Raw genomic sequence first — 13,529 nt, 5'->3', positions numbered from 1 at the left:
GAATGCCATGAAAATTGATTTAGATTTGCTCAATGAAATTACAGCTTTTATTTGGGCTGAGGCAGATATGTTGGACCACTCTGAGCATGATAAATGGTTAGATTTATGGAATGAGAAGGGCGTGTATATTATTCCGATTGATCCCAAACTGACAGATTATGAAAATAATTTGAACTATGCCTATGACGATCATCATATGCGTAAGTTACGTGTGCAACGTTTACAAAATGGTGAGGCAATTTCAACTGCACCAAAAGCCAATACTGTACGTAGTGTCTCACGTGTTCGCATTGTAAAAGATCAAGATGGAGAAATTATTTTACGTTGCGCACAAAACTTACGTGAGTTTCGTAAGGAAAGTCTAAAACATTATACCGCTGATGTGACATTTCATTTGGTTCGTGACTCAGAGCATGGATTTAAAATCAACAGAAAAATTATTAACTTAGTCAACTCGACCGATACCTTGGCAGGTATCAGTTATATCCTCTAGGAGCAGAAAAATGAAACAGGTTGTTTTAGTGACAGGTGCTGCTTCTGGATTGGGTAATGTCATTGCCGAATATTTTGCGGCTCAAGGACATCAAGTCATTGTTTCAGCAAGTAGCTTAGAAAAGGCAGAGAATGCCAAAGCAAGCAGTCAATATGCTGAAAATATGTTTGCCTTAAAACTCGATATTTCAGTAGAGGCTGACTTTCATGCAGCAGTGCAGTGGATTCAAGAGAAATTCTCAAAACTGGATGTATTGGTTAACAATGCAACTGTGACCAAGGCAACGCCTGTTTTAGAGATTACTGCTGCGGATTTTGACTGGGTGACACAGGTGAACCAACGTGGCACTTTCCAAGCTTGCCAGATTATTGGCAAATATATGGCTGATCAGGGTTATGGGCGTATCGTGAATATGGCTTCTTTGGCTGGTCAAAATGGTGGAACTGCTACAGGCGCACACTATGCAGCGAGTAAAGGCGCAATCGTCACCCTAACTAAAATTTTTGCTAAAGAATTTGCAGCCAAAGGGGTGACTGTGAATGCGATTGCTCCCGGACCGATGGAGTCCCCGATTGTACATAGCGTGGTATCCGATGAAAAAATGACGCAATTTATTGAAAATATCCCTGTTAAGGCATTAGGCAGTATGACGTTTATCGCTGAGACCTGTGCATTACTGGCAAGCCCAAGTGCTGCATTTGTGACTGGTGCAACGTGGGATATTAACGGTGGATTATTTATGCGCTAAGCCTAGCGCTCAGCACATAATAAGGAGATAAATCATGACGATACTCTATAATGTGGTTGTTCGAAACCGTCACGTTGAAGGTGGAAATGTTGCAGTCATGGAATTTGAGTCTGCAAATTCAACGGCATTACCTAAAATTGAAGCAGGTGCACATATTGATGTGCATTTGCCAAATGGCATGGTACGTCAGTATTCACTTTGCCAAAATCCAAATGCGATTGGTACCTTTCGATTAGGAATTTTGCGTGATCCTGAATCACGCGGTGGGTCAGTATCTGCATTTGATGATTTAAAAGATGGCATACAGATTCAAGTTAGTGAACCTAAAAATCTATTTCCATTGGTTAAAGCCAAACATGCAGTATTAGTAGGAGGGGGTATTGGAATCACACCCTTGATTACGATGGCTTATCAACTTGCACAAGAAGGTGCTTCCTTTGAGCTGCATTATTGTGGAGCAAGCCCAGAGCAGTGTGCTTTTGTCGATGAAATTAAAAATGGTGTGCTGGCACCGTTTAGCACCTTTCATTTTAAATCGGAAGGTGCCAACCATCGAGAGTTTTTCCAATCCGCCATTCAAGACATCGAAAAGGATAGCCATATTTATACGTGTGGTCCCAATGGCTTTATGGATTGGGTAATTAACTTAGCCCTTAGTCAAAATTTTCCCGAACAGCAAATTCATAAAGAGTATTTTCAGGTTGAGATAGAAACTGGCGGAGATGCATTTGAAGTCGTGGCGGAACGTAGTGGCAAGATCATTATGGTCAATGCTGAAGAAACCATTTTGCAAGCTTTGGCACGTGAAGGCATAGACATCGAGATGTCATGCGAACAAGGGGTGTGTGGTACCTGTATGTGCGATGTGATTGAAGGCGAACCAGACCATCGTGATGTGTACTTTACAGATGAAGAAAAGTCTAGCAATGAACAAATATTGGTGTGTTGTTCTCGATCTAAGTCAGCACGGTTGGTCCTTGATATTTAATCAGTTGGATTAAACCACGATATCGAGATGACAAAGATAGGACATCGAATAGGATAAAAATTCAGGAGAGAATAATGAATTCACGACAATCAATGGATGAAATCGCAATAGATCCGATGCAGTTTAGACGTGCATTAGGAAACTTTGCAACTGGCGTCACCATCGTCACCGCACAAAATGATCAAGGTGAAAAAGTCGGTGTCACTGCAAATAGCTTTAACTCTGTGTCTTTGGATCCGCCTTTGATTTTATGGAGTATTGATAAGAACTCATCTAGTTTTTCTGTATTTGAACAAGCCACTCATTTTGCTGTGAATATTTTATCGGGTTCTCAAATTGAGTTATCCAACAAATTTTCACGCCGTAATATCGACAAATATGAGGGAACAAGCTATCAGACAGGTGCCGGCAAAGCGCCAGTTTTAGATCATTGTTCGGCTGTGTTTGAATGTGAGCGACATGAAATTATTGAAGGTGGAGATCATTGGATCATTATTGGAAAAGTGGTGAAGTTTCATGATCAAGGACGTAGTCCTTTGGTTTACCATCAAGGGGCTTATTCTGGGGTAATTCCACACCCTTTGCTTCAGTTGAAAGATACCGTTCAAGCTGAACCAGAGGATTTAGGGCAACTTCATCAAGGACATTTATACAGTAATGTGTGTTATCTGATGAGTCGGGCGTTTAAATTCTATCAAACCGATTATATTCCTAAACAGCTTGTGACAGGGTTCCGTACCAGTGAAGCTCGCTTATTATTGGTATTGGGAAGTGGAACAGCTTCCAATAAAGCGGATTTACCTCGAGATATTGCCATGCCGATGCGCGAGGTTGAACAGGCTGCAACAATTCTTAAAAAAGATGGCTTAATGGTTGAAAGTGATGGTTTTTTCAAATTGACCGAAAAGGGCAAGAAAACCGCACATTATTTATTTGATATTGCAGACAGTCATCAAAATGAAGTTTTTGAAAAATATCCTGAACAAGAAAAGGAAGTATTTATAAAAATCTTAAAGGATATTGCAGGAATTGCATAAGATTACAAAAGCCAGTAACTGATTAGGTTCAGTTATTGGCTTTTTGTCGTATAGGATGAGAGAAGACAAAATTATTGTCATCAAAAATCAACTTCACTAAAAAAATCTGAATCCAGCTCAGTTTCAGGAATTGCATTTAAGGCAACTAGAGCTATCGCATTTTCTTCTATAATTTTTTTCATACGATCAGATTCTTCAAAAATATTTTCGTCAAAAATTAAGATACTTCCCTGATTGAGATCATTTAAAACATCTATTTTTTTATATAAGTGGTGAATGGAATTTTCACTTATGATTTGTGGAACATAGCATATCGCTGAAACTGGTTGTCGATGTTCGAAAACAACAATATCTCTAAAAAAGTCATCATAAATAAAAATAAATTTACACTTTAAATGAGTAAGCGTTATTTGGAACAGCTTTGTTAAAAGCTCAATATTTAATTGATTTTCAAGTCCAAAACTCAATCCGCTATTACTGAATGTAATACTTATATATTCAGCGCTGTCATTTTTTCCATTCCATAAAAGCGCTGATTCAAAAGAATCTATTTTTCTAGCATTATATAAATAATTAAAAGCTTCTTGACCTGGAAATGAATAACCCAAAGGTTTAGATGGGTTAATCGCATTATTAATATAAAGATTTGAAAAAATAGGATGTAATTTCTGAGCTTCAAGAACGATACTCTCTAAAGCTTTTAATTGTTGTTGAATCTCTTGATCAGAGTTCGATAAGGCTTTGTAAAATAAAGCGTGTAAATTATATTCCATATCAAAAAGCTTTATCATCAATAGTCAAAATCACAAATCAACTTCACTAAAAAAATCTGAATCCAGCTCAGTTTCAGGAATTGCATTTAAGGCAACTAAAGCAATAGCATTTTCTTCTATAATTTTTTTCATACGATCAGATTCTTCAAAAATATTTTCGTCAAAAATTAAGATACTTCCATGATTGAGATCATTTAAAACATCTATTTTTTTATATAAGTGGGGAATGGAATTTTCACTTATGATTTGTGGAACAAAGCATATTGCTGAAACAGGATGTCTGTGTTCGAAAATAATAGTATCTCTAAAAAAATGATTGGAAATAAAAATGTATTTAAATTTTAGATATTTAAGAAGTATTTTTAATAAGTTTTCTAATATTTCTATATCTAATTGATTTTCAAGACCAAACTTTAAACTAATACTATTGAGAGTTACACTTATATATTCAGCGCTGTCATTTTTTCCATTCCATAAAAGTGCTGAATCAAAAGGGTCTTTTTTTCGTGACTTATAAAAGTATCTTAATGCCTCATCGCTAGGAAATGGATAGCCTAGTGGTTTAGATGGGTTGATGGCATTATTAATATGTAAATTTGAAAATATTGGATGTAGCTGATGAGCTTCATTTATTATTTTTTTGAAAGCTTCAAGTTGTTTTTTAATTTCATTATCTTTGTTTGATAAAGCTTTATAGAATAATGAATGAATAATAAATTCCATGCAAATTACCTCAATTTAAAGTGGCATAAAAATAGTTTTAACAATTTCACCACTTTCTATATCAAAATGTTGCTTTGCTTCTTGTTCAAGAAAATACCATACCAGTTTATTAGTTTTATATTTTATATTTACACTTCTTTGACCTATTGCTTCTTTAGTGAGTCCTTCAAAAATAAATTTACGTATTCCTTTTTTTGATTCTGTTAAAAACTGCGCATAATTTCCTTTAGCCTCAACCAGTGTACATGGTATTGGCCATAAGCCATCAAAAGAGACATCATTTAAAAGCCATTCTTCAATCGGGGTCGAAGGTTTTGTTTTTCCCTCTGAAACTGAAGGCGTGCCTGCTCTAAACTTTAATGGATCACTTAACATATTGGATATTTTAAATTGATATTTGGCATTATCGGGATCACCAAATGAAATTTTCTTGCGATGTTTTTTGCCAAACGTAAAGGCTTCACATTTTTTACATTTGGTTTGTTTTTCCTTTTCGATTTCTTTATTTTTGATTTTTTCTTGTGTTTCTTTGGCAGTTTTCTTTAAATCTTCTAAAGCTTCAGGAGATAACGGAATTTCTCTAGTATTTGGAATTCCAGCGAAAATGACAGCTCCTGTTCCCACACTTATGGGCTTACCACCTATGCTGGGTGACGTAGGAGTAGGTTGTCCAATTTGAGGCTTTGGTGTTGTTTTTGTAGGATTCGGTTGATCACCAACACCAGCCCAACCGAGTACCAAAGTAGAGAGGTTATCCATTTTATGTCCTTAATTCATTTCGTACTCTAAGACTGATAATAAATCTTTGGCTTTAACATTCGATGCAAAGATAAATTTTTGAATATTTTCATCAAATAAAAAGTTTTTTCTAAGAATTACATTCCAAATGATGAGCTCAATCATGACACCGTTATCTGTAATTAATTGAGTGACGAGTAAATCAAAACTGTTATAAATTTCTGTTTTAAGATGTTGTATTTCATGATCATAAATCGAAAGTAATAACGAGTTTTCTAAAATTTCGTTGTAAATACTTTCACATATTTCATCTCTATCTTTTAATGATTCTAGGCTGAGTATTTGATTTTGATTAAGTTTCATTATTGTTGATCTCATACCCCAAGTCATTGAGTTTAAAATAATATACATCAATTCCGTTCATAAACTCTTTTTTTTGTTCTGGCGTTAAGATTTGGTGAAGTCTATTTAAAATTCGTGGGTCATAGAATCTCAAAATACCGATTCCTCCATCTTCTAATTCAAGATAAAGTTTTTCACGTAATATATTTTTCAATTGTTTTATGCTGAGTGCGCTTTTGAAAAAAATCATCGCATTATGTTGATTCATCAACTTGATAATATTCTCGAATTGTAAAGATTGAATAAACGGTAAATGAATTAAAATTCCGCCAAATAAATAAGCTTCTTCTTCAAAGGTATCCTTAAATAGATAATCACATGAGCCAAAGGTATGTTCAATATGCGTAATTTGTTTATGGTCGATCTGAGCACCATCGATTAGACAATAGAATCCTAGATTTTTTTGGTTATTCTCAATGAATTGATCAAAATCTTTTATTGTTATAATCATCGCCTGATAATTCCCAAACCTCGGTTAGCCGCATCCATTAAACATTCTACACAGATGGGTTGTTGTAAAGGGAAAATTGGCATAGATATTCTTTCACCAGTTTTAAATTGGTGTTGACCTGCATGAACTTTGAATTCTCGTGGTGTAATAAAGGTTATTCCATCTTTACCAATGATTAACTGAGAGTCTGCTGCCATATACTCCTCTTTTTATAATAGATGTTGTTAAATTTGTATTTAATTTATATTAATATACCTATTAAGTAAACTACAAAGTTAATTACAAAAATGACATTTATCCTTGCGATTCAACTTAAAGACAGTGCCATCGTGGCTTCTGATCATCAATCTGCCATTTTACATGAGGATGGATTTTTAGATTTCTCAGAAGAAAAAATTAGAAAAATGCACTATTGGGAAGAGGGCATGATTACGGGGAGTGGCGAATATCATGTGGTGCAAAGAGCTTTTGAAATTTTTAGTTTAATTGCGTGCTCAAACATACAAAAGCTACCTGAATGTCTTGAGATTTCAAGAAGAGCTAGAGAGTTAGAAGTGGGTACAGATTATTCTCAGATACAAAGGACAAAACTGCTATGTTCCCGTTTTACAGAACAAGGTGCACAGCTGTATACAGTAGCTCGTTTGGATCATCGAGATAATTATACGATGACAGCAATAGAACCAATGAAAGTATCACTTTGGATGTTTAATCCAGATGTATCGGCTGTAATTACAGACTTACAGTATTTATTCGATCATTTAAGAAACTATTCATCTTTTAAAAGTTTAAATGACTGGTTTGAATATTATATTCCCCAAATCGCTAGAATCTATAAAAAGCAAAGTAAACATGATGCTTTTATGAGTGAAAGTTTTGATATTTATTTTCAAAATAAAGAAAATTATTACTCAGGTCCTGTCCCTAACAGAAGTGAAAAAATCGCGAAGATATCAATCTTATAAAATTATTCTAAGAAGTTGTATTACAAATAATAAAGTTATTGAGTTCAATAGGCTTCTTCAACGAAGATTTGTTTGAACAATAATTTTATATAGAGAACCTTCACCCTAATGAATAGGAGAAGGAACCTTTAAAATCACTTATAACGCATTATCATTTTTGCAAAATTAATAATTTAACGTGATACTTTGCTGTGTATTTTGATCAATTTGCTTTTGACTGACTGCATCATTTTTACAAGTGTAATTTTCAAACAATGAAAGCTGATCGGCAAAGTGTGGATTAAGTTGACCATTTCGATGAATAAAGCCACTTTGACCTGGGGCAAGAATAGAACACATTGTCACTTGGCTAGGATCTAATACCACACGGAAAGTCGCACTTCCAGTATTGCCATAAGTGTTGAGTTGTTGTTGATTTGCCTGATCAGCCCAAGGAATACCGACAGAATTTTTGTTTGAAAAACCCATAGTCGCGACAGGTATTTTCCAGTCACTCGGTTCTTTCGAGTTATATTGGCTAGTTAATTCGAGCAATGTTTTTTCAAGTGCGATCAAAACCACATCTTCAGGCAATTGACCATTCAAGAAATCAACGGTTTGAGGAACCGTGGCTTGTTTAGCTTGTAAAGTATTCCAGATGAGTTTCGATGCGCTGGCTGGCTGAGTACTTCTCGGATCATTGTTGACTGGATAAAGTGTATCTGTGTAACGTGTATAAATATTTTCAGATAAATGAGGCTTAAGCACGAGTTCTATCATGTGACTGAGCCATGTTCGCATAATCGCTGGAGCTGCACCTTGATAAAATTTTCCTTCACTGTCAGGGCGTAATTTAAAATCCCAACTTGCTAATAATGGTGCGACTTTTTTGGCTAAAGACGAAGATTTACGACTTTGAGCCGCTTTGACCATATCAGGAATAAAATAGCGTGCATTCAGGTCTGACCAAGCCCCCAGTTTATTGATGTCCCAAATATCCTGCTGGCTTAATTTTTGTTTGCTCGTCAAAGGATCTATTAGTTCATTGACTCGATCGACATAGGAAAAGTTGGATGAGTCTGAACGTAAGCCAGCATAAGCCTTATTGTTCCAACTACTGATATAGCCCTTTTCTGGGTTATAAGCTTTGGGATTATGCGAAAAATCATAAAAACCTTGCCATTCCATCGAGCCATCACCCTGAGCTGGCAACTGAATATGTTGATTTTCAGGGCGGATCGGTAAACGCCCCAATGCAACAACACCGATATTATTTTGTGTATCGGCATAAAACCAAGTAATAGATGCTGCAATACGCTTGGCTTGATCAAGAAACTCATTCCAGTTATTTGCCTTAGCTGCATTTGCCCAACCTAATAAGGTTTCAATTTCTAGACCTTCCCAACTCCGTTTTTGAGCATATGCGGTATGGTTTTTTTCATCCCATGTACTGACAAAGCCCTGTTTGCTTTTATAAACATCTAAAACATGGTCTGCTTGATTACGTACTTTAATACTGATTTGACGATGTTCTAAAGGAATATATTGTCCTTGATAGAGATATTGCTTTGAATTATTCGGATTTAATTTGAGTTGATAAATATCGTTAGTATCAAGAGAGCCGACTGTCGAACCCCAAGCAATTTTACCATTGGTACCAAATAAAATTGCAGGTAATCCAACTGGTGTAATCCCTGTCAGATTATAACCAGCACCATGTAATCCGATGGAGTAAGTAATTGCAGGAGTGTACCAGCCTTGCTGTGGACCATTATATAAAACCGTTTGACCTTCAACCGTTTTATCTGCTTTGACAACCCATGCATTACTTGCAGTAGGAACACCATCGACCACACTCTTACCCATTGCGACTCGGGCTTGAGCGAGATATTGCTTAGCGGCTTGATCTGAGATCGGTGAAATATTTTTTACTTGCGCTTTTTGATGCACTGAGATTTGTGCTTTTTGATCACTTTCAATGATCGTTGGGGCGCTTGGGTCATCTAGCCAACGCAATTGTTGATAGAGTTTTAAACCTGTAGCTTGACCTTTTTCTTTCTGAAGTTGTGTCAGTAAATCTAAATTTGAGACCTCTGAACTGGCAGAAAAGAATCGATTTAGAATTAAACCGACCCAAACCATTGCAATATCTTCTGATGCCCATAGCGATGGTTGAAAATCATAATCAATAAACTCTTTTGGCATCAGTTCAGGATTTGCCAATACTTCTTTGATGCGTTTATTGAAACCCGCGGCATAGCCATCAAAAATGGCACGATCTTCAGGGGAAAGTTGCGCAATTTGCCGTTTAATTTCATCTGGGTTAAAGCGGCTATGTGTTGCGATATCATATTGAAGGTATTCTGACCCAAGTACTTCCGCAACAGTGCCTAAGCCAGTGCGTTTAGACATTTCCATCTGAAATAAACGATCTGTTGCTACCGCATAACCATAACCATAAAAAAGCCCATATGTATCATCTGCATAGATATGAGGTGTCCCATAATTATCTCGTTTAATGCTGACTTGCTTTTGTGGTTGATTTGACTCTAGATGTGAAGAGGAACTACAGCCTGCTAGAAAGAAACAACTTAAAGCACTTGCTTTGAGCAAATGGACTAAACGGAGTGGCTGAGGGTTATATATGCTTAGTTTCAATTGAAATATCCTTTTCATTATTATGAGAAAACAATACTTTCAGTGGCATCGGTCTTAAAATAGTGAGCTTAAAGACGTACGGGCTTGCATTGTTGGTAAAATTATTGTTATTTTTATATGTAATTTTCTAGTATTTGTAAGGTATATCTTTATACTTTTTCCAAAATGCATTGTTAAAAGTCTATTTTAAAATGATGAATATTTATTAAGAATATGATTTATATATTTATTTTATATGATCTTGAATTGGTTCTTTTACTTTAATCAAATGTTTATAAATCAGACTCTCAAATATTTTTTATTCATTGGAGACTAGAAAAAGATCAAATTTATAGATCTGTATTTTGAAGCAGTTGTTTTTAAATATTAAAGATGGAGAGTTCTATAAGTTAAGCGAGTTTTGAGTGGGATTGTTCAGTTTTGGTGTGATTAAAGTTGAGATGTTGTGACTTTATTAATGTTCCATGAAGGATGATTGGATCATGCTTAAACACCAAGCTGATTACTCAATATATTTTATATTTGTGACTGTTGGGTTTGTATCTTATGGAAATTCAACAAAGCAGGGCAATTAAATGGAATTAAGACATCTTCGTTATTTTGTCACGGTCGTTGAAGAGCAGAGCATTACCAAAGCTGCGGAAAAGTTATGTATAGCTCAGCCACCTTTAAGTAGACAAATTCAGAAGTTAGAAGAAGAACTGGGTATTTTGTTATTTGAACGGGGTTCTCGACCTGTAAGAACAACAGATGCAGGTCAATTTTTTTATCAACATGCTGTGCAAATTCTTACACATACTGCACAAGCAACATCTATGGCAAAGCGTATCAGTTCAATCAATATGATTATACGGATCGGCTATGTCAGTTCTTTACTGTATGCTTTGTTGCCACAAATTATTTACTTATTTCGTCAAAATAATCCTGATATTCAGGTTGAGTTGCTCGAATACGGAACCAAAGATCAAATTGAAGCTTTAAAGCTTGGAAAAATTGATTTGGGTTTTGGGCGTTTGAGAATCAGTGATCCTGCAATCAAACGAATTTTACTGCGCAAAGAAAAATTAAAATTAGCAATTCATAAAAATCATTATTTGACTGAATATGTTCATAAAGGGATTTATTTATCTCAAATTATTGATGAATCGATATTTTCTTACCCGGCAACACAAAAACCTAATTTTTCTACGTTGATTCAATCTATTTTTACTGAATTAGGTTTGGTGCCAAAAAATATGATAGAAGTTCGTGAAATCCATATGGCTTTAGGTTTGGTTTCATCGGGTGAAGGGGTGTGTATTATTCCTGAAAGTGCCAGTGATATTGGAATGAAAAATCTAGTTTATATCCCAATATTGGATATGGAAGCATATAGTCCGATTTCTTTAGCGGTGAGAAATATGGATCAAAGTCCTTATTTATCCAAAGTGTTAGAGTGTGTTAAACAGGTATTTGAAGAAGAAGGAATTCCCTTACAATTCGAAGGATACTAAGGCAAATACAGCGAGTTGGAGCTTTGTTGTATTTCAGCTTTTAATCGCTGAGTGATGTATGTTGTGCCTGTCAAAATGGATGATGAGATGGGGATTTAGCAAAAGGTATAACAATATACTTTTAATGATATGGAAAATTACATTAATAATTCCAATACTTAGGCTTAGGCCAAAACACTTAAAGATTATATAGCACTGATTTTTATTTAATTTCTTAAAGTGAACTGGATTGAGATAACAACGGGGTAAAGGTCCCATCGTTGCAATAAACAAAAACTTAAGCTTTCAGGAAAGGATTTCCTATGTTGAGATTAAATGTATTTTATAAAGTGCAAAGAATCGCACTTTATACCGCTTTAGCTTACTTAAATGTTCATGCTGCTCATGCAGACTTTTTAGAAAATAGTGAAAAAAGTATTTATTTACGTAATTTCTATATGGAGCGGAACATTGAAGGTACAAATAAAGATATTGGGAGTTGGTCACAAGCTGTGATGGGACGTTTTGAGTCTGGCTATACAAATACACCCGTACAGTTTGGATTAGATTTAGGTGTGCAGTATGCATTGCGTCTGAGTGATCGTTATGACGAACGATCAGATACCATTTTTAAATATGATCAATCTGAAGGGCGTCAGGCACGAGATTATTTAAAACTGGGTGCGACTTTAAAATTAAAATATCAGGATACCGAACTCAAAATTGGTGAACTTTTTCCAAAAACGCCCGTATTATTCATGGATGACTCTCGCCAACTGATCACAACTTTTGCCGGTGTAATGTTGGAAAGTAAAGACATTGAAAATTTAAAGTTATCTGCTGGTAGATTTACACATGTCAATGCACGTGATGATGATGAGTTTAGGAAATTTACTTTAGGAGCATCGACAGATCCTCGTAAACGCAGTGATGGATTAAATTTCATTGGTTTGGACTATAAGCTGACACCGCATTGGAATGGTGCTTATTGGTTTGGGCAACTTGAAGATATTTATCAACAACACTATGTCAGTGCAGCATATTCAAATCAAATAGGCGCAACAAAATTTAAAGTTGAAACTCGCTATTTCAATTACAAAGAGGATGGCGATGCTTATTTTGGAAAGATTGATGCTCAATCCACGAGTTTGCAAAGTACCATGCAAAATGGTGCAAATACATTGTCTTTAGGCATACAGAAAAATTCAGGAGAAGATAATATTCCTTTGTTAAACGGCTTTGTTCCACAAGGCTATTTACAAACATGGTCTTCAGTTGCTTTCTATAAAGCCAAAGAATTCACTTGGCATGCTTTATATAGTTATGATTTTAAAGACAACGGAATTCCAGGTTTGAAACTGACATTACGTTATTTAAATGGAAGTGGTATTTATCGAGCAGGATTAAAGGATAATAAAGAAACTGAAAAAAATCTGATTGTTAGTTACATCGTTCCACAAGGAAAGTTTAAAGGTCTAGGTGCTGAGTGGCGGCATATTCGTGCTGATATTAAATATGGGGCAGGAAATACTCCGGGTGCAGATTTTGTAGAAAACCGTATTTTAGGAACATATACGTTCAAATTTTGATTAGATGCAAAACTCAATATTTTTTTATTGGGCTTCGTAACAATCAAAAACTATCATTGATTGAATATGGATAAAATTATTATCCATATTCAATTTTTGCCATGAAAAGATCAGCATTTTTTCTTCCTTTAAATGAATATGCCCATTAATTTTTCTAAATTTAATAACTGATGTTACGCACTTGATTTAAATTAAGTAGGTGAAAAAGAAAAAGCTAAATTTACACGACGGAGTCTTACATCCAAAGTTTAAATTTATGGAATAGCCTTCGGCTCGAGGTACTTTTGTTTTGGCATGAGGAGCAAAGCTCCGCAAGGGCAACCATCTTGCGCAGCGACATCGCTGCTCACCGCAGAACTCGTTCACTATCGTCAAAATATTCAAAGTTTCGCAGAAACTTTACTTATTAGAAGGAGTCTTGCCTCAAGCAATTGCGGATGACGTTTTCGCGTATCCATATTCATCTAGCTCCAAAATTTAATTTTAGAGTTACTGCGTAACATCAGTTAATAA

At 35.4% G+C, this 13,529-nt stretch carries 14 protein-coding genes; 7 read left to right on the top strand and 7 right to left on the bottom strand.

The window, feature by feature from the left end; all coding sequences use genetic code 11:
* Positions 1–7: 7 nt before the first annotated feature.
* The 4 genes from ACINWC743_RS04950 to ACINWC743_RS04935 all read left to right on the top strand — a co-directional run bounded on the left by ACINWC743_RS04950 (position 8) and on the right by ACINWC743_RS04935 (position 3,266).
* Positions 8–493, top strand: a complete 486-nt coding sequence (locus ACINWC743_RS04950; RefSeq protein WP_009584632.1) for an aromatic-ring-hydroxylating dioxygenase subunit beta — start codon at positions 8–10, stop codon at positions 491–493.
* A 10-nt stretch (positions 494–503) separates the two neighbouring features.
* Entirely contained in the window at positions 504–1,241 is a 738-nt protein-coding gene (locus ACINWC743_RS04945; protein ID WP_009584633.1) for an SDR family NAD(P)-dependent oxidoreductase, read from the top strand.
* 34 nt (positions 1,242–1,275) lie between these two features.
* The gene (locus tag ACINWC743_RS04940) at positions 1,276–2,229 is read left to right on the top strand and encodes a PDR/VanB family oxidoreductase (protein WP_009584600.1); all 954 of its coding nucleotides are present in this window, start codon (positions 1,276–1,278) and stop codon (positions 2,227–2,229) included.
* A gap of 71 nt (positions 2,230–2,300) precedes the next feature.
* On the top strand, positions 2,301–3,266 hold the full coding sequence (locus ACINWC743_RS04935; RefSeq protein ID WP_171064867.1) for a p-hydroxyphenylacetate 3-hydroxylase reductase component: 966 nt from the start codon (positions 2,301–2,303) through the stop codon (positions 3,264–3,266).
* Between the two features lie 80 nt (positions 3,267–3,346).
* Here the strand turns inward: ACINWC743_RS04935 and ACINWC743_RS04930 are convergent, their stop codons facing one another.
* The 6 genes from ACINWC743_RS04930 to ACINWC743_RS04905 are packed head-to-tail and all read right to left on the bottom strand — an operon-like array spanning position 3,347 to position 6,550.
* The gene (locus tag ACINWC743_RS04930) at positions 3,347–4,039 is read right to left on the bottom strand and encodes a hypothetical protein (protein WP_009584634.1); all 693 of its coding nucleotides are present in this window, start codon (positions 4,037–4,039) and stop codon (positions 3,347–3,349) included.
* A 30-nt stretch (positions 4,040–4,069) separates the two neighbouring features.
* Positions 4,070–4,762 (bottom strand): hypothetical protein, encoded by a 693-nt coding sequence (locus ACINWC743_RS04925; protein WP_009584637.1) that lies wholly within the window; start codon positions 4,760–4,762, stop codon positions 4,070–4,072.
* 15 nt (positions 4,763–4,777) lie between these two features.
* Entirely contained in the window at positions 4,778–5,521 is a 744-nt protein-coding gene (locus ACINWC743_RS04920) for a Tox-REase-5 domain-containing protein (protein ID WP_009584603.1), read from the bottom strand.
* A 9-nt stretch (positions 5,522–5,530) separates the two neighbouring features.
* Entirely contained in the window at positions 5,531–5,863 is a 333-nt protein-coding gene (locus tag ACINWC743_RS04915; RefSeq protein WP_009584635.1) for a hypothetical protein, read from the bottom strand.
* Positions 5,853–6,353 (bottom strand): DUF4123 domain-containing protein, encoded by a 501-nt coding sequence (locus tag ACINWC743_RS04910; protein ID WP_009584612.1) that lies wholly within the window; start codon positions 6,351–6,353, stop codon positions 5,853–5,855. The genes ACINWC743_RS04915 and ACINWC743_RS04910 overlap by 11 nt, the downstream gene beginning before the upstream one ends.
* On the bottom strand, positions 6,350–6,550 hold the full coding sequence (locus tag ACINWC743_RS04905; RefSeq protein ID WP_009584604.1) for a hypothetical protein: 201 nt from the start codon (positions 6,548–6,550) through the stop codon (positions 6,350–6,352). Before ACINWC743_RS04905 ends, ACINWC743_RS04910 begins: the two co-directional genes overlap by 4 nt.
* A 90-nt stretch (positions 6,551–6,640) precedes the next feature.
* On the opposite strand from ACINWC743_RS04905, the gene ACINWC743_RS24595 reads away from it, so the two are divergent.
* Complete coding sequence (locus tag ACINWC743_RS24595; RefSeq protein ID WP_009584625.1) at positions 6,641–7,318, top strand: hypothetical protein; 678 nt, start codon at positions 6,641–6,643, stop codon at positions 7,316–7,318.
* Positions 7,319–7,483: 165 nt separating this feature from the next.
* Here ACINWC743_RS24595 and ACINWC743_RS04895 read toward each other — a convergent pair whose 3' ends face one another.
* Positions 7,484–9,955, bottom strand: coding sequence for a penicillin acylase family protein (locus tag ACINWC743_RS04895; protein ID WP_009584614.1), 2,472 nt, complete (start codon positions 9,953–9,955; stop codon positions 7,484–7,486).
* A 575-nt stretch (positions 9,956–10,530) separates the two neighbouring features.
* On the opposite strand from ACINWC743_RS04895, the gene catM reads away from it, so the two are divergent.
* Both catM and ACINWC743_RS04885 read left to right on the top strand, forming a co-directional pair.
* Positions 10,531–11,448 (top strand): cis,cis-muconate-binding transcription regulator CatM, encoded by a 918-nt coding sequence (gene catM, locus ACINWC743_RS04890; protein ID WP_009584605.1) that lies wholly within the window; start codon positions 10,531–10,533, stop codon positions 11,446–11,448.
* A gap of 302 nt (positions 11,449–11,750) precedes the next feature.
* Positions 11,751–13,016, top strand: coding sequence for an OprD family outer membrane porin (locus tag ACINWC743_RS04885; protein ID WP_009584615.1), 1,266 nt, complete (start codon positions 11,751–11,753; stop codon positions 13,014–13,016).
* Positions 13,017–13,529 lie beyond the last annotated feature (513 nt).

The organism is Acinetobacter sp. WC-743, assembly GCF_000335555.1.
GTDB classification, from domain to species: Bacteria; Pseudomonadota; Gammaproteobacteria; order Pseudomonadales; family Moraxellaceae; genus Acinetobacter; species Acinetobacter bereziniae.
Note: the sequence above shows the minus strand (reverse complement) of the source record. Positions and strands in the feature narration are given on the sequence as shown.